The following is a 15,002-nucleotide window of genomic DNA, read 5'->3' on the forward strand; positions in this document are numbered from 1 at the left end:
GAACGATGCCCCATCGGATACTCCTGCGCGCAGGACACGTGCTGTCGATGGACCCCGACATCGGGGACCTCCCACAAGGGGACGTCCTCATCGAGGACGGGAAGATCACGGCGGTCCGGCCGGAGATCAGCGCCGACGCCGAAGTGCTCGACATGACCGGCCGGATCGTGATCCCCGGCTTCGTGGACACCCACCGCCACACCTGGGAGGCGCCGATCCGGGGTGTCGCCCCCGACGCCACCCTGGACGACTACTTCGTCGACATTCTGGACACCTTCGCACCGCTCTACACCCCGGAGGACGTGTACGCGGGCAACCTCGCGGGGGCGCTGGAGTGCCTGAACGCCGGCATCACGACCCTCGTCGACTGGTCGCACATCAACAACACGCCCGCCCACCCGGACGCCGCGATCCAGGCGCTCACGGAGTCCGGCATCCGCGCCCAGTACGCGTACGGAAGCGCCAACACCTCGCTCGCCGACTACTGGTTCGAGAGCAAGATCGCGATCCCGGGCGACGACGTCCGACGGATCCGCAGCACGTACTTCTCCTCCGACGACGGCCTGCTGACCATGGCCCTGGCCACCCGCGGCCCCGGCTTCTGCACCGACGACGTCGTCACCGCCGAGTGGACCCTCGCCCGCGACCTGGACATCCCGATCACCGTGCACGTGGCGATGGGCCGCCTGGCGGGCCGCTTCGGCATGGTCAAACAGCTCCACGGCCTGGGACTCCTCGGCTCCGACACCACCTACGTCCACTGCTGCTACTTCCACGAGGACGAGTGGCAGCTGGTCGCCGACAGCGGCGGTACGGTCTCGATCGCCCCTCAGGTCGAGCAGCAGATGGGGCACGGCTGGCCGCCCGTGATGAAGGCCATCGAGTACGGGCTGCGGCCCTCGCTCAGCATCGACGTCGTCACCACCGTGCCCGGCGACATGTTCACCCAGATCCGCGCGGCCTTCGGCGCCGAACGCGCCCGTGTCAACGCCGACTGCTGGAAGGCCAACCTGCCCGTGCCGGCCACGATGTTGACGGCACGTCAGATGCTGGAGATCGCCACGCGCAACGGCGCCCACGTCGCCGGCGTCGAGGACCGCACCGGCTCCCTCACCCCCGGCAGGCGCGCCGACGTCGTAGCGATCGACGCCACCGCGCTGAACGTCGCCCCCGTGCACGACGCGGCAGCCGCCGTGACCCTGTCGGCCGACGTCTCCAACGTCGACACCGTCATCGTCGACGGCGTGATCCGCAAGCGCGACGGCAGGCTCCTGGCCGACCTCGACCGCGCCCGGCGCCTGGTCGAGGAGTCCCGCGACCGGCTCCTGGCCGCCAAGGAGGCGAGGAGCGCCGCATGACCCGACACCTGGTGCGCCGCGCCGCCGACGTCCCGGAGCAGCCGTATGACGAACTCGGTTATCGGCGACGGGAGTTGGTCGGTGAGGGCGACGGCAGCGCGCACACGGGCTTCGGCCTGTGCGGGATACGGGCCGACGGCCGGGTCGCGGCTCATGTGCACTCGTACGAGGAGAGCTTCCATGTGCTCTACGGGGCCGTGATCCTCGACGTGCCCGAAGGGGCGTACCTGCTCGAAGAGGGCGACTACGGCCTCCTCCCGACCGGAGTCCCGCACGCCTGGCGCGGCGCCGGGGACATGGGCGGGCGCTGGGCCGACATGCTCGCTCCCGTGCCGCGGGCCCGCTACGGGTACGACACCCAGCCGGTGCCGGCGCTGCCCGACCGCGACCCCGTCCGCATCGACGTCCGCGATCCGCGCACCCGGTCGTTCGGCCACTTCGAGGTCGCGCAGATGGACCCCGGCAAACAGTCGCAGGACCTGCTCGCGGTCTCGGCGAGCATGCGCACCGCGCTGCTGGTGTACAGCGGGATCACCGTGAAGATGATGGTCGACAGCGACCTCGGTGCGGTCGCCTCGACCATGTTCATGGTGCAGTACGCGCCCGACGGCGTCGCCGGCACGCACGATCACCCCTTCGAGGAGACGTACCTGTTCCTCGAAGGGGAGGCGGACGCGGTGTTCGACGGCGAGCGGTACCGGCTGGGTCCCGGCGACTGTGCCTGGGCGGGCGCCGGTTGTGTGCACGGCTTCGCCAACGCCGGTCAGGGGCCGTTGCGTTGGCTGGAGACCCAGGCGCCGCAGCCGCCGCCGCGCCACTCCTACCGGTTCACACGGGACTGGGAGTATCTGAGGGAGGTCCTGGAGTCATGAGCAGCGTCCTCGTGGTGGGCGGTACGTCAGGGATCGGGCTTGAGTTCGCCAGGATGCGGGCCGGGCGCGGGGACGAGGTCGTCCTGACCGGCCGCGACGGCCACCGTGCCGACACCATCGCCAAGGAGTTCGGAGCCCGCGGAACCGCCCTCGACCTCGGTCGGCCGGGGGAGACAGCCGCCGCACTGGCCGACATCGGGCGCGTCGACCACCTGGTCCTCGCGGGCGTCTCCCGCGACGACAACAAGGTCACCGAGTACGACATCGACGCCGCCCTGCGGCTCGTCACCCTCAAACTCGTCGGCTACACCGAGGTCGTGCACACCCTGACGTCCCGGATGCACGACGACAGCGCGATCGTGCTGTTCGGCGGGCAGGCCAAGGAACGGCCCTACCCGGGCGCGACGACGGTGGCGACGGTCAACGCCGGCGTGCGCGGCCTGATGAACACCCTCGCCGTCGAACTCGCGCCGATCCGGGTGAACGCCGTCCACCCCGGTGTCGTGGGGGACAGCCCCTACTGGCAGGCCAAGCCGGAGAAGGTGCTCGCCACGCTGCGCACCGAGACCCCCACCGGGCGGCTGGCCACCATGGCCGACGTGGTCGACGCCGTGGACTTCCTGCTGCGCAACGGGTCGGTCAACGCGGTCGAACTGAGCGTGGACGGAGGGTGGCTGCTCGGCTGAGCCAAGAGCTTGGAACAGGGCTTGGATCAGGGCTGGGTCAGGGCTCGATGAAGGGCTTGACCCAGGGCTTGATCCCCACCGCGCCGTACAGCGACACGGGCCCCTCGTCCCCGCTGTTCTCTGCCGCCGAGGGCCGCCAGTCCGACAGGGAGACGATCCCCGGTTCCAGCACGTCAAGTCCCTTGAAGAGGCGGCCCATCTCGGCGTGTGAACGGGCCACGAGTGTCACGCCGCTCGCGGTGTAGGCCGCGATGCCGCGGCGAACGTTCTCCGGATCGAAGTCCGCCGTCATCGCCGACAGCACCAGACAGCTGCCCGGCGCCAGCGCGCCGACCAACGTGTCCACGAGTCGGTGGGCGCCGTCGTCGTCCGCGATGAAGTGCAGCAGCGCGATCAGGGACAGGGCGACCGGGCGGTCGAAGTCCAGGACGGACGCGGCCTGTTCGAGGACCCGCTCCGGCTCACGCGCGTCGGCCTGCACATACTCGGTCACACCCTCCGGGGTGCCGCGCAGCAGGGCCGCCGCGTGAGCGAGCACGATCGGGTCGTTGTCGACGTACACGACGCGTGCGTCCGGTACGACGGACTGGGCGATCTGGTGCAGGTTGGGCTCGGTCGGGATGCCGGAACCGATGTCGAGGAACTGCCGGATCCCCGTCTCCCCGACGACGGCCCGCGTGGCCCGCTCCATGAAGCGGCGGTTGGCCCGCGCATGCCGCGGAGCGTCCCCTTGCAAGGCGGTGATCTTTCGCCCGAGTTCCTCGTCGACCGCGTAGTTGTCCTTGCCGCCAAGGAACCAGTCGTACACCCGGGCCGGGTGCGGCCTGCTCGTGTCGATCCGCGATACGGCCGGCTCGGTCCCGGTCACGCAGGCCTCCTGTGCTCGACTGTGCTGGACGGTGCTGGACGGTGTTCGACAACAGCGTGTCCGAGCAGTCTTTCACGATCATGCGGCCCGACGGAGACTGTCTTCGGCCACCTCCTTGTCGAGCGCGGCCCGCACCAACGCGGCGGCCAGCACGGCGGGTTCGGTGTTTCCGGCCAGGGCGGTCAGCCGGTCCGCGTCCTCCGGCAGACCGAGCCGCCGCGCGCCCGAGAGCGCCTTGCCGTCCAGACGGGGCGCCACTTCCGGCCAGACCCGCTGGGCCTCACGCAGGAAGATGTCGGCGCCGGCCGGACCCATCCCCGGGAACTCCCGCAACAGCCTGCGCAGTTCGGTGACATCGCCGTCCGCCTCCTTGCGCAGACGCCGCAGGTCACCGCCCCATCGGTCGTTCAACAGCTCGGCGGCGTCGCCCAGTTGGGTCGCCGTACGCTCGTCGTAGCGCCGGTAGCCGCCCCGGCCCAGCGCGTCGACCCGCTCCTGCCAGTCGGCGTCGGCCATCCGGCGCGGGTCGCGCAGGCCCGCGTCGTAGAGGGCGCGGGCGGTGTCGACCGCGATCGAGCCGCGGATCCGGGCGCTGAGCAGATGGGCCAGCACCAGCAGCCGGTACAGCGGTTGGGGGGTGTCCTTCAGCGGGATGCCCGCCTCCTCGGCGAACGTCCGCCCGTGCGCGCGCACGAGTTCTCGCACCACCCGCCTGTCGTCGCTCACGGCTTCAGCGGATCGTGGCCGATCGTCATCAACTGATGCCGACGGCGGGTCTGTTCGGGCTCGGGCTCGTTCTCCAGGTCCGCTTCCTCGGCGACGGTGTCCACGACGTCGTACATGACTTGGATGTCGTCGTCCGTGAGGTCCGTGCGCCGCTTCTGGAGGATCGCGAGGACGTGCTGCCCGGTCGGCGTGCCCGCCTGGTCCGGCAGCGGTTCGGTCTCCTCGTCCGCGTCACTGACCCGCAGCCACGCGGCCAGCTCCTGCGAGGTCATGTTCACCACGCGGTGGAAGTCCTGCCACAGCGTGTCGAGTTCGAGGGCGTCGGTCATGGTGTCCCTCCTTGCCGAGTGCGATGCGTGTACGGCGTACGGCCTCTGCCGACCGTACGGCTCCTCCGGACGGGTCTGTCACTCGTCGCGCGGCCAGTTCTCGGCGTCGAACATCCAGCGCTGCTTCTCCAGCTCGCTCGTGATGGCGATCAACAGGTCCTGTGTCACCGGGTCCGGCTCGGCGGTCGCGTCGATGCGCTCGCGCAGCCGCACTGTGGCCGCCGCGAGGGCGTCGACCACCAGCTGGACGACCTCGGTGTCGCGCAGCCAGCCCTCCTTGGGGCCGGGCAGCGTGTAGGCAGCGGCGATGGTCTCCGGCCGGCCGTCGGGCGGCAGACCGAGGGCCGCGGAGCGTTCGGCGACCGTGTCGGCGTAGGAGCGGGCCACGGACACCACGTCGTCGAGCTGGAGATGGATCGAGCGGAAGCGCGGGCCCACGATGTTCCAGTGCGCCTGCTTCCCGATCAGCGAGAGGCCGAGGAGATCGACGAGCGTGCTCTGTAGGGCCTCCCCGGCGACCCGGCGGGCCGGTTCGGGCAGCGTGCTCTTGACGACAGTCATACCGGGCTCCTCCTTCTGGTCCTTGCGGCTTGGTCATGGCCGGTACGCAGTGGCGCGGCGCCGTGACCACCCCATGCCGGCGCGGGTGCCCCAGGGGAACCGGCGCAAACGCGTCGCGTCTCAGTGCGCGAGCACACCGTCCAGGAAGTGGACCAGGTCCGTGAAGACGTCCGCCTTGTTCGTCTCGTGGAACACCTCGTGCCGGGCCCCCGCGTAGATCCGCTCGGTCGTCTCGTCTCCGCGCAGCTCCTCGATGCCGACGCGGCTGCCGGGCAGTGGCACCAACCGGTCGTCGTCGCCGTGCAGCCACAGCAGCGGCAGAGACCCGATGCCGCCGCTCGCGGACTCAGTGGACACGGTGTCCAGCATCCGGGCGAACGCCTCCACGGTCGGCCGTTTCATCGGCCCGTGCCAGACCAGCGGATCCGCCGCGTACGCCGCACCCACCCCGGGGTCACGGGAGAGCGAGGCCGGGCTGATGGGCGTGTCGGGGATCTCGTCCAGGGCGAGCAGCCGCCGGGGCAGCTCCCAGTCGCCGATCACGGGACCGGACAGCACCAGGGCGGCGAGCCCGGCGCCGTGGAGCTGGGCATAGCGGGCCGCGATCAGACCGCCCATGGAGTGCCCGATCATGACGACCGGCACGTCCGGATGCGCGGCCCGGGCCAGCCCGACGACCGTGTGCACATCGGCGACCACGTCCTCGAAGTCCTCGATCACCACGCGCTCGCTCGCCGACCGGCCATGTCCGACGTGATCGGGTCCGAACACGGCCGCCCCGTGTGCGACCAGGACCTCCGCCGGTTCGGCGTACCGGCCGACGTGCTCGCCGTAGCCGTGCACCACCAGCGCCAGGTAGCGGGCTCGAGGGTTCGGCCACTCTCGTACGACGATCGTTCCCCGGCTTCCCTCGATGGCGTGCTCGCGCGCGTCGGCCATGTCTCCGCGTCCCCTCCGGCTTCGTCGGTGAAGGTTCCCGAGGATCTTCCCAGGGCGCGGCGGGTCGGTCTATAGTCCAAAACTAGCGGTGCTAATTAATGCGGTATCGACACGGTGCCGATCCGTACAGCCCGGTCAGGAGTCCTGTCGTGCGTCCCGTCCACTTCGCGGCCGCCCGCCGCACCCCCATCGGCAAACTGCGCGGAGCTTTGTCGCCGGTCCGCCCCGACGACCTCGCCGCGACCGTGATCCGGGGCCTCGTCGCGGACGTGCCCGCGCTGGATCCGGCCCGGGTCGACGACGTCTACTGGGGCGCCGCCAACCAGGCCGGCGAGGACAACCGCAATGTCGCCCGTATGGCCGCGCTGCTCGCCGGCCTCCCGGAGTCCGTACCGGGCGCGACCGTCAACCGGCTGTGCGCCTCCGGCCTCGAAGCGGTCACCATGGCCGCTCGCACCATCGCGGCCGGCGAGGCCGACATCGTGCTCGCCGGCGGATCCGAGTCGATGAGCCGCGCCCCCTTCGTCCTGCCCCGCCCCGACGAGGCGCTGCCCCACCGCATCGAGACCGCCGACACCCGGCTCGGCTGGCGCCTGGTCAACCCGGCGATGAAGGAACTGCACGGCCTGCTGTCCATGGGCGAGACGGCCGAGGAGGTCGCCGAGCGCTACGGCGTCCCGCGCGAGCGGCAGGACCACTTCGCACTGCGCAGCCACCAACGGGCCGCCCTCGCCCGCAAGGACGGCCACTTCGACGACGAACTGCTCCCCGTGCGGCGCCCCGACGGGGTGCTGGTCGACAGCGACGAGTGCATCCGCGAGGACACGTCGTACGAGAAGCTCTCCCGGCTGAAGCCGGTCTTCCGGGAGGGCGGCACGGTCACCGCGGGCAACGCCTCGCCGATGAACGACGGCGCGGCCGGACTGCTCCTGGTCAGCGAAGAGGCGCTCAACGAACTCGGCCTGGAGTCCCTCGGCCGCTATGTCGCCGGCGCCTCGGCCGGCGTCCACCCCGACGTGATGGGCATCGGCCCCGTCCCCGCCACCCGCAAGGCCCTCGCCCGCGCCGACTGGACCATCGGTGACATCCAGGAGGCCGAGTTCAACGAGGCGTTCGCGGCCCAGGCCCTCGCGTGCGTGGACCGACTCGGCATCGATCCCGAGCTGGTGAACCCCAGCGGAGGCGCCATCGCACTGGGGCATCCGCTGGGCTGCTCGGGCGCGCGGATCCTCACCACGCTGCTGCACCGGATGCGGCGGACGGGCGCGGAGCGGGGGCTGGCGACGATGTGTGTGGGAGTGGGACAGGGGAGCGCGCTGCTGGTGGAGAGGCACTAGCGGCCTCGCGAAGCACACTCCCAACTGACGAGACGCTCCTTACGGGCATCGGTTAGGTGCGCATAGCATCGGTCTCCGCATGGACACGATGAATCTCTGGCACATCACCGGTGGGGAGTTCGCGGCGCTCGCCTTCGCGGCCCTGCTCGTCGGCTTCTCGAAGACGGCCGTGAGCGGGGCCAACACGGTCAGCCTCGCGATCTTCGCCGCCGTGCTGCCCGCCCGCGCCTCCACCGGCGTGCTGCTGCCGATCCTGATCGCCGGGGACGTGCTCGCCGTCCTCACCTACCGCCGGCACGCGCACTGGCCCACGCTGTGGCGGCTGTTCCCCGCGGTCGCGGCCGGCGTGGTCTTCGGCACGCTGTTCCTGATGTGGGCGGACGACGGGATCGTCCGTACGTCGATCGGCGCGACCCTGCTGCTGATGGCGGGCGTGACCGTGTGGCGCCGCCGTACCGCCGAGCAGGAGGCGGAGCCGGACTCGGTGACCAGCGGGGCCGGGCGGGTCAAGGCCCGCTCGTACGGGGTCCTCGGCGGCTTCACCACGATGGTCGCCAACGCGGGCGGCCCGGTGATGTCGATGTACCTGCTGTCGGCCGGTTTCCGGAAGCTCGGCTTCCTGGGGACCTCGGCCTTCTTCTTCCTGATCGTCAACGTCTCCAAGGTGCCCTTCAGCGCCGGGCTCGGCCTGATCGACGGCTCCTCGCTGTTGCTCGACGCCGCGCTCGTGCTGTTCGTCGTGCCCGGTGCGTTGCTCGGCACATGGGCTGTGAAGCGAATCAACCAGCGGTTGTTCGAGCAACTGGTCATCGCGGCGACAGTCGTAGGCGGCCTCCAGCTACTCCTGCGCTGACTCCCTCGACTCCCGCAGCTCCGTCAGCAGAGCGGGCAGATCGGCGAAGGAGTCGATCACATGGTCGGGTGTACCGCTCGCGTCCCGAAGCGTCTCCGGCAGGTACTTCCCGGTCCTGACCAGCACGCCCCGCACCCCGGCCCGCTGCGCTGCCAGCACATCGGACTCGACGTCGTCCCCGACCATCACCGCCTCGCCCGCACCGACCCCCACATGGGCCAGCGCCGCCTCGAAGAACGCGGCCGACGGCTTCCCCGTGATCTCCGCCTCGACCCGCGCGGCCCGCTCCAGACCGACCAGGAACGCGCCGGTGTCCAACTGCAACCCGTCCTCGGTACGCCAGTACAGATTCCGGTGCATGGCCACCAGCCGCGCCCCGCGCTGGAGGTGCCCGAAGGCCCGGTTGAGCGCCGCGTAGCCGAACTCGGGGCCGGCGCCGCCCACGACCACGACGTCCGGCGCGGAGCCTTCGCCTTCGCCGCCGCCCCCTGCCGCATCCTTGCCGACCACAGTGACCCCGCCCAGATCCTCCGCGATGTCCCCGCTGTTCAGCAGGACGCACCGAGCCCCCGGACAGTGCTCCGCGAGATACGCGGCGGTGACGGCCGGCGCGGTCAGGATGTCCTCGGCGGACACCGGGAACCCCGCGTCCGTCAGCGTCCGAGCGATCGACGCCCGGGTCCGCGAGGTCGTGTTCGTGACCAGCGCGACCCCGAGCCCGGCCGCACGGATCTCCCGCAACGCCTCGACCGCGCCCGGCAGCGGCTGCCACGAGACGGTGAGGACCCCGTCGATGTCGATCAGAACAGCCCGTACCGATGCCATGTCAGGACCCTAGCGATCGATCGGCCCCGCATCCCTCAGGGCGCGATCCCGACACCGTCGATCCTGCTCCACGCCCGCTCCTGAGCCGCCGTCATCGCGGGCCACCGCAGCCCGCCCGGACGCGGCTCGACGCGCGAGGCGTACGGCGCCGGACGGAACTCCGGGTCATGGAAGCAGCCGGTGCCGTACGTGCGGTCGAACGCCTCGCACGAGGCCGCGACCGACCCGGCCGTGGGCTTGCTGCCCTTGCGCACCCATGTGTCCAGGGCCGCGAGGGAGGCGGCGTACTCGGCGTCGCTCAGCTCGCTGTGCTCGCGCTCCCGCGTGAACGTCTGCACCAGGTGCCCGTCCCGCCGGGCCCCGTGCAGCGTGTCGCGGTAGGCCGCCTCGTGCTCCACGAACGCCGTCGGATCGTCGATTGCGTGCAGGGTCAGCACGGGGACCGAGACCTTGCCGGTGAGATCGCTGTCGTAGGACAGATCGCGTACGGCCGTGGGGTCGGGGGCGAAACGCTCGACGCCGGCGTTGAGCGCCTCGTCGTCATGGGACCCGGAGTAGCGGACGCCCCGGTTGCCGAACGGATTCCGGCCACCGAGCCGGTCGTGCACGATGTCCCGGAAGGTGAAGGTCGCGAACCGCAGATGCGACTCCAGCGTGCGCTCCGGGATCTGCGTGACCGCCAGGATGTCGTCGAGGTTGCGCTGCTGGAGCGCGGTCCGCTCCCGCGGCGCCGACGCGTGACCCGTGCACTCCTGGAGCCGGGCGCGCAGCCCGGCCGACGTCATCGTCGAGCTGGCCCGCAGGCCCTGCCAGAGCGGATACCGCGGCTCGGTCGGGCGGGGGTGGTTGCCGCAGTAGTACTGGTAGACGACGCGCAGGTCCACGCGGTAGTCGTAGCCCCGCGAGCCGCCGCCGAGGACCCCGTTGGTGAGCAGCGCCCCGTCGTAGGCGCCGCGCCGCCCGCCGTAGGTCTCCACGACCTTCGCGGCGACGTTCCCGCCCCACGACTGGCCGTGCACATACGTCCGCCGCGGCATGCCGAACTCCGCGACGAACAGCCGGCGCACGCTCTCCGTGTCGGCCGCAGCCATCCGCGTCCCGTAGCCGCCGCGGCGGTACGACGAACCCGCCCAGGCGTAGCCCTCCTTCACCATCACCGACCAGCGGCCCAGATCGTCGAGGCTGCGGGCCGGGTCGGATTCGGAGCCGAGGTCGGGGCCGCCGTGGGCGTGCACGACGAGGGAGCCGTTCCAGTCGGCGGGCACCGCTATCGCGTAGTAGGCGCCCTCGGCGTCGCGGCCGGTGTAGCAAGTCGCCCTGCCCACAAGGCCGGTGGGGCAGTCGGAGCGCGCCGGTCCGGCCGTCTCCCCGCGTGCGTTCGACGCGCCGACGAGGAAGCCCACGGCGAGGGCTCCGGCCAGCACAGCGGTGAGCGTCGTACGCCGCCGTGCCGCCGAGGGGACGGACCTGCGGATCAGTGTGGGGGTCCTCGTCCAGTCCAAGACGCTGCTCCTCGTTCCTTGTCGGCGCGTCGTCGAGCCGTGCGCGGCGATGCTAGGGAGCGACGGGATGAGGGACCACGGTCTGATCGTTGTGTTCATAGTGTTCGCGGGCTGTACTTCAGCGCTGCTCGCTCAGCGCCGGTACCTTCGCTCCGCCCGGCAGCCCGTTGCGGAGTTCCTCGACCAGGAAGCGCTTGGCGATGGTGTGGACGGCGGCGCGCATGCGGGTACGGTCCGGCCGGGCGTCGTACGGTCGCATGCGACCCGGGGTGCCGTGCGCCTTACCGGTCCTTCGGATTCCGCCGCAGCAGATACGTGTCCATGATCCAGCCCTTGCGCTCCCGGGCCTCGGCCCGCAGCCGCTCGATGCGGGGCGCGGCCTCGGCGATCGGGCCCGAGACGAGGATCTCGTCCGCGGTGCCGATGCAGGCGCCCCAGTAGATGTCGACGTCCTGGTCGGCGTACCGCAGGAAGGCCTGCTGGGCGTCGAGCATCACGACCACGTCGTCCACGTCCTCCGGGAACCCCTCGGCCAGTCGCCGCCCGGTGGTGATCTGCACGGGCCGGGCCACCCGGTTGAGCCCCGTCCGATGCCGGGCGGCCAGGGCCGAGACGCTGCTGATGCCGGGCACGACGTCGTACTCGAACGCCACCGTCCCCCGGTCCAGGACCTCCTCAAGGATCCCGAGCGTGCTGTCGTACAGCGCCGGATCACCCCACACCAGGAACGCGCCGGTCTCGTCCTCGCCCAGCTCCTCGGCGATCAGCCGCTCGTAGATCCCGGCACGGGCCCCGCGCCAGTCCTCCACGGCACCGGCGTACGCGGCGCCCCCGGCGGACCGGTCCCGCTCGGGATCCCGCGCCTCGACGACCCGATACGTGCCCTCCGGCAGATGCGCTTCCAGCATGTCCCGGCGCAGCCCGGTGAGGTCCGACTTCACCTCACCCTTGTCGAGGAAGAAGAACACATCCGTACTCCGCAGCGCCCCGACGGCCTGGAGCGTCAGCTGCTCGGGGTCGCCCGCCCCGATCCCGATGACATGAATCTTTCGCACACCCCGAGTCTGCCCCACACCACTGACAACGACCTTCTACGCCCGCCCGCGCAGCCTCGGCGCCCGCTTCCGCGCGTCCACGGCCTCGCCGCTCGCCTCCACGACCCCGGCCAGCTCCCGCGCCCACACGACCAGCCCCGCGACATCCATCCCGTACGGCCGTGACCGTCCGGCCCCGGCAGCCCACTCCTCCACGGCCCCGGCCCCTCGCCGCAGCAGCCTCGCCCCGCCCGTCGCATTGCCCCGGGCCGAGTGCGTGAGCCCCACCGCGAGCTGGGCCAGCCCGCGCCACAGGGCCCGCTCCTGCTCCGGCCCCGACTTCCAGGCGTCCTCGAAGACCTCGTGCGCATGGAACGGCTTCCCCGCGTCCAGCAGCTCCTGCGCCTCGGCGACACTCTGCTCCGGGGTGCGCAGGACGCCCTCGGGCTGGCGGTCGACGCCGTCCGCGCCGTACGGCAGCGGGCGCCCGAGGCCGTCCCGGGGCCGTGCGTTGCGCGCCCGCCCCTCGCTGTCGCGGTCGCGTGCGTCGGTCTGCCGTCCTGACGATGTGCTGCCCATACACCTATTGTCCATCGCCCCGTCCCTCGCCGGACGCCCCCTTCGGCGCTGTCGCCGCCGTGAGGTAAAGTGCTGTTCGCGCGATCACGCGGTTCACCGCGCGAGTCGCATCGGGACGTGGCGCAGCTTGGTAGCGCACTTGACTGGGGGTCAAGGGGTCGCAGGTTCAAATCCTGTCGTCCCGACCAGCTTTGATGCAGGTCGGAGGCCGTTCTCCCGCTTATGGGAGGGCGGCTTTCCGCGTTCCTGGAGGGCTGGTGGTCGCACTGTGGTCGCAGGCCGGAGTCGGGGCCGGTTCGCGGTAGCGCGGAAGGACGCCGGGGCGTGAACGATGCAGCCCCTGCGTGTGGGGGATCCGCCCGGGACCGGGCCGTACACCCTCATCGGTCGGCTCGGCAGGGCGGGATGGGAGTCGCTGTCCGCGACCGTGCGGCCGGTGCTCGCACGGTCGCGGTCAGACGGTGCTTCGCGCCATGGCCGACACACCGGGGTTCAGGGAACGGCCGGCCAGAGCGCGGAACTGATCGACTCAGCCGCCGCTCTTGCGCCGGAACGACCGCTGGCTCGCAGCCGGGCCGTGCGCCCTGCGTACCTTCGACGCCTCGACGTTCGCAGCAGGGTCAGCGGCGTCCGCCTGCACACCGCGCTTGCGTGCCAGGGCCTCCCGGAACTTGCGTTTCAGGTCGTAGTTGCCGTCGCTGTCGGGCGCCAGACCGGACGTCTCGGGATCAGCCGGCTCCGAACCTTCTATGGGTGCAGACTCTGCGGTCATGGTGACCTCCTGGGTTCGGGCAGTGGAAAGCACAGCTTGTCATGCCGGGCGCATGCGGGGCGCCGACAACATCATCCCGCGTCGGCTCCCGCGGGTGTCCCCTCGTGGCCGGGCGCACCAAGAGGGCTGTCAGGGCAGCGGTTCTCAGCCACCGCGACGCACCATGGCTGCCTTGCGGGCCTCGGCGAGTTTGCGGGCCTCGCCGGCCTTTCGGGACTTGCCGCCGGTGCCGCGGGAGGTGTCCTTGCTGGTGCCGAGGCCGCGGAAGGGAGCGTTGGTGTTCTTGGGCCGGGGTGCGGCGGGCCCGCCGTCGAGCGGGGTGCCGGAGGGGGACTTGGCTCCGGTGATCCGGCTCAGCTCCGCCTCGCCCGAGCGCACCTTGGTGACGGTCGGCTCGATGCCGGCCCCGGCCATCAGCCGGCTCATCTCGCGGCGCTGGCCCGCCAGCACCAACGTGACGACGCTGCCGGACTCACCGGCCCGGGCGGTGCGGCCCGCGCGGTGCACATAGTCCTTGGGGTCGGTGGGCGGGTCGACGTTGACCACGAGATCGAGATCGTCGACGTGCAGACCACGCGCCGCGACATTGGTCGCCACCAGGACGGTGATCCGGCCGTTCTTGAACTGCGCCAGTGTCCTTGTGCGTTGCGGCTGGGACTTGCCGCTGTGCAGGGCCGCGGCGTGCACTCCGCTGGCCCGCAGATGCCGGGTGAGCTGGTCGACGGCGTGCTTGGTGTCCAGGAACAGCAGCACGCGGCCGTCGCGGGCGGCGATCTCGGTGGCGACGGCGTACCGGTCGGGGCCGTGCACGACCAGGACATGGTGGTCCATCGTGGTGACCGCGCCCGCAGACGGGTCGACCGAGTGGACGACAGGGTCGCGGAGGTGGTCGCGGACCAGCTGGTCGACGTCGCGGTCCAGGGTGGCCGAGAACAGCATCCGCTGACCGTCGGGGTGCACCTGTTCGAGCACCTCGGTCACGGCCGGGAGGAAGCCCAAGTCGCACATCTGGTCGGCCTCGTCGAGGACGGTGATCCCTACCCGTCCCAAGCGGCAGGCCTTGCGCTCGATGAGGTCGTGCAGACGGCCGGGGGTGGCGACGACCACCTCGGCCCCGTCGCGCAGCGCGGCGACCTGCCGGCCGATCGGCATGCCGCCGACGACCGTGGACATCCGCAGCCGCAGTGCCTCGGCGTAGGGCGCAAGCGCCTCTGCGACCTGTTGGGCCAGCTCTCGGGTGGGCACCAGGATCAGAGCGAGGGGCTGCTTCGGTTCCGCGCGCCGCCCGGCCGTCCGCGTGAGCAGCGGCAAGCCGAAGGCGAGCGTCTTGCCCGATCCGGTGCGTCCGCGCCCCAGGACATCGCGTCCCGCGAGGGCGTCGGGAAGCGTGGCCGCCTGGATCGGGAAGGGCTCGCGCACACCCAGTTCGCTGAGCGTTCGCAGCACCTCGGCCGGCAGTTCCAGGCCGGCGAAGGAAGCGACCGTGGGCGTCGTCGGGCCATTGGCCACGGGCGGGGCGAGATCGCCGCGCGAGGTGCCGGAGCGACCGGGGTGAGTCATCAAGAGCCTTCCGCAGGGGAACGTACCGAGGAAGGCCCGGTAGGAATGAGTAGCCGACGAATGGGGGGAACCGAACAGGCAGCATCGCCAACCGGAACGAGCACGCAAAATCGTGAGCCTAACACAAAGCGGCGCCACTGGCCGCACCGAGGGCGAGCCGTATCTGCTGAAGACCGTTTGCAAGGGCGGAGCCGGTGGTTG

17 protein-coding genes and 1 tRNA gene are annotated in these 15,002 nt (G+C 71.3%); 6 read left to right on the forward strand and 12 right to left on the reverse strand.

What is annotated here, in order from left to right; genetic code table 11:
* The first annotated feature begins 5 nt into the window (after positions 1 to 5).
* From KUM44_RS13140 to KUM44_RS13150, 3 genes are read left to right on the forward strand one after another with little or no spacing between them, the layout of a single operon-like run.
* A complete protein-coding gene (locus KUM44_RS13140; protein WP_217208003.1) occupies positions 6 to 1,358 on the forward strand; it encodes an amidohydrolase family protein in 1,353 nt (450 codons plus the stop codon).
* Entirely contained in the window at positions 1,355 to 2,230 is an 876-nt protein-coding gene (locus KUM44_RS13145; protein WP_217208004.1) for a cupin domain-containing protein, read from the forward strand. The genes KUM44_RS13140 and KUM44_RS13145 overlap by 4 nt, the downstream gene beginning before the upstream one ends.
* The gene (locus tag KUM44_RS13150) at positions 2,227 to 2,916 is read left to right on the forward strand and encodes an SDR family oxidoreductase (protein WP_217208005.1); all 690 of its coding nucleotides are present in this window, start codon (positions 2,227 to 2,229) and stop codon (positions 2,914 to 2,916) included. Before KUM44_RS13145 ends, KUM44_RS13150 begins: the two co-directional genes overlap by 4 nt.
* 37 nt (positions 2,917 to 2,953) lie before the next feature.
* Here KUM44_RS13150 and KUM44_RS13155 read toward each other — a convergent pair whose 3' ends face one another.
* The 5 genes from KUM44_RS13155 to KUM44_RS13175 all read right to left on the reverse strand — a co-directional run bounded on the left by KUM44_RS13155 (position 2,954) and on the right by KUM44_RS13175 (position 6,339).
* Positions 2,954 to 3,784, reverse strand: a complete 831-nt coding sequence (locus KUM44_RS13155; protein ID WP_217208006.1) for an SAM-dependent methyltransferase — start codon at positions 3,782 to 3,784, stop codon at positions 2,954 to 2,956.
* Positions 3,785 to 3,862: 78 nt separating this feature from the next.
* A complete protein-coding gene (locus tag KUM44_RS13160; RefSeq protein WP_217208007.1) occupies positions 3,863 to 4,510 on the reverse strand; it encodes an endonuclease in 648 nt (215 codons plus the stop codon).
* Entirely contained in the window at positions 4,507 to 4,839 is a 333-nt protein-coding gene (locus tag KUM44_RS13165; protein ID WP_217208008.1) for a DUF3140 domain-containing protein, read from the reverse strand. Before KUM44_RS13165 ends, KUM44_RS13160 begins: the two co-directional genes overlap by 4 nt.
* A 78-nt stretch (positions 4,840 to 4,917) precedes the next feature.
* Entirely contained in the window at positions 4,918 to 5,400 is a 483-nt protein-coding gene (locus tag KUM44_RS13170; protein WP_217208009.1) for a Dps family protein, read from the reverse strand.
* A gap of 120 nt (positions 5,401 to 5,520) precedes the next feature.
* The gene (locus KUM44_RS13175) at positions 5,521 to 6,339 is read right to left on the reverse strand and encodes an alpha/beta hydrolase (protein ID WP_217208010.1); all 819 of its coding nucleotides are present in this window, start codon (positions 6,337 to 6,339) and stop codon (positions 5,521 to 5,523) included.
* 149 nt (positions 6,340 to 6,488) lie between these two features.
* Here KUM44_RS13175 and KUM44_RS13180 point away from each other — a divergent pair, with 149 nt between their 5' ends.
* Positions 6,489 to 7,676 carry a thiolase family protein gene (locus KUM44_RS13180; protein WP_217208011.1) on the forward strand — a complete coding sequence of 396 codons (1,188 nt, stop codon included), beginning with the start codon at positions 6,489 to 6,491 and terminating at the stop codon, positions 7,674 to 7,676.
* Between the two features lie 79 nt (positions 7,677 to 7,755).
* Positions 7,756 to 8,529, forward strand: coding sequence for a sulfite exporter TauE/SafE family protein (locus KUM44_RS13185; protein WP_217208012.1), 774 nt, complete (start codon positions 7,756 to 7,758; stop codon positions 8,527 to 8,529).
* Here the strand turns inward: KUM44_RS13185 and KUM44_RS13190 are convergent.
* From KUM44_RS13190 to KUM44_RS13210, 5 genes are all read right to left on the reverse strand, one after another.
* Entirely contained in the window at positions 8,515 to 9,354 is an 840-nt protein-coding gene (locus KUM44_RS13190; protein ID WP_217208013.1) for an HAD-IIA family hydrolase, read from the reverse strand. The two genes, KUM44_RS13185 and KUM44_RS13190, sit on opposite strands and share 15 nt — an antisense overlap.
* Before the next feature lie 35 nt (positions 9,355 to 9,389).
* Positions 9,390 to 10,856 (reverse strand): hypothetical protein, encoded by a 1,467-nt coding sequence (locus tag KUM44_RS13195; RefSeq protein WP_254389419.1) that lies wholly within the window; start codon positions 10,854 to 10,856, stop codon positions 9,390 to 9,392.
* Positions 10,857 to 10,974: 118 nt separating this feature from the next.
* Positions 10,975 to 11,115: a hypothetical protein gene (locus KUM44_RS13200; protein ID WP_217208014.1), complete on the reverse strand. Its 141-nt coding sequence runs from the start codon at positions 11,113 to 11,115 to the stop codon at positions 10,975 to 10,977.
* Between the two features lie 22 nt (positions 11,116 to 11,137).
* Positions 11,138 to 11,911 carry a precorrin-6A synthase (deacetylating) gene (cobF, locus tag KUM44_RS13205; protein ID WP_217208015.1) on the reverse strand — a complete coding sequence of 258 codons (774 nt, stop codon included), beginning with the start codon at positions 11,909 to 11,911 and terminating at the stop codon, positions 11,138 to 11,140.
* Positions 11,912 to 11,947: 36 nt separating this feature from the next.
* Positions 11,948 to 12,469, reverse strand: coding sequence for a DUF309 domain-containing protein (locus tag KUM44_RS13210; protein WP_217208016.1), 522 nt, complete (start codon positions 12,467 to 12,469; stop codon positions 11,948 to 11,950).
* Positions 12,470 to 12,580: 111 nt separating this feature from the next.
* Between KUM44_RS13210 and KUM44_RS13215 the strand changes: the two genes are divergently transcribed.
* Positions 12,581 to 12,657, forward strand: a tRNA-Pro gene (locus tag KUM44_RS13215).
* Positions 12,658 to 12,998: 341 nt separating this feature from the next.
* On the opposite strand, the gene KUM44_RS13220 is transcribed toward KUM44_RS13215, so the two are convergent.
* Both KUM44_RS13220 and KUM44_RS13225 read right to left on the reverse strand, forming a co-directional pair.
* Positions 12,999 to 13,241 carry a DUF5302 domain-containing protein gene (locus tag KUM44_RS13220; protein WP_217208017.1) on the reverse strand — a complete coding sequence of 81 codons (243 nt, stop codon included), beginning with the start codon at positions 13,239 to 13,241 and terminating at the stop codon, positions 12,999 to 13,001.
* A gap of 144 nt (positions 13,242 to 13,385) precedes the next feature.
* Positions 13,386 to 14,801 carry a DEAD/DEAH box helicase gene (locus KUM44_RS13225; RefSeq protein WP_217208018.1) on the reverse strand — a complete coding sequence of 472 codons (1,416 nt, stop codon included), beginning with the start codon at positions 14,799 to 14,801 and terminating at the stop codon, positions 13,386 to 13,388.
* Positions 14,802 to 15,002: the final 201 nt, after the last annotated feature.

Origin of the sequence: Streptomyces sp. AC550_RSS872, assembly GCF_019049285.1 — a bacterium.
Classification (GTDB): domain Bacteria; phylum Actinomycetota; class Actinomycetes; order Streptomycetales; family Streptomycetaceae; genus Streptomyces.

What these genes read in the sequence shown, in the direction of transcription:
- KUM44_RS13150 (WP_217208005.1), top strand. Translation starts at nt 2,227, where the DNA reads ATGAGCAGCGTCCTCGTGGTGGGCGGTACGTCAGGGATCGGGCTTGAG.
- KUM44_RS13145 (WP_217208004.1), top strand. Translation starts at nt 1,355, where the DNA reads ATGACCCGACACCTGGTGCGCCGCGCCGCCGACGTCCCGGAGCAGCCG.
- KUM44_RS13175 (WP_217208010.1), bottom strand. Translation starts at nt 6,339, where the DNA reads ATGGCCGACGCGCGCGAGCACGCCATCGAGGGAAGCCGGGGAACGATC.
- KUM44_RS13225 (WP_217208018.1), bottom strand. Translation starts at nt 14,801, where the DNA reads ATGACTCACCCCGGTCGCTCCGGCACCTCGCGCGGCGATCTCGCCCCG.
- KUM44_RS13170 (WP_217208009.1), bottom strand. Translation starts at nt 5,400, where the DNA reads ATGACTGTCGTCAAGAGCACGCTGCCCGAACCGGCCCGCCGGGTCGCC.
- KUM44_RS13210 (WP_217208016.1), bottom strand. Translation starts at nt 12,469, where the DNA reads ATGGGCAGCACATCGTCAGGACGGCAGACCGACGCACGCGACCGCGAC.
- KUM44_RS13220 (WP_217208017.1), bottom strand. Translation starts at nt 13,241, where the DNA reads ATGACCGCAGAGTCTGCACCCATAGAAGGTTCGGAGCCGGCTGATCCC.
- KUM44_RS13200 (WP_217208014.1), bottom strand. Translation starts at nt 11,115, where the DNA reads ATGCGACCGTACGACGCCCGGCCGGACCGTACCCGCATGCGCGCCGCC.
- KUM44_RS13140 (WP_217208003.1), top strand. Translation starts at nt 6, where the DNA reads ATGCCCCATCGGATACTCCTGCGCGCAGGACACGTGCTGTCGATGGAC.
- KUM44_RS13165 (WP_217208008.1), bottom strand. Translation starts at nt 4,839, where the DNA reads ATGACCGACGCCCTCGAACTCGACACGCTGTGGCAGGACTTCCACCGC.
- KUM44_RS13185 (WP_217208012.1), top strand. Translation starts at nt 7,756, where the DNA reads ATGGACACGATGAATCTCTGGCACATCACCGGTGGGGAGTTCGCGGCG.
- KUM44_RS13190 (WP_217208013.1), bottom strand. Translation starts at nt 9,354, where the DNA reads ATGGCATCGGTACGGGCTGTTCTGATCGACATCGACGGGGTCCTCACC.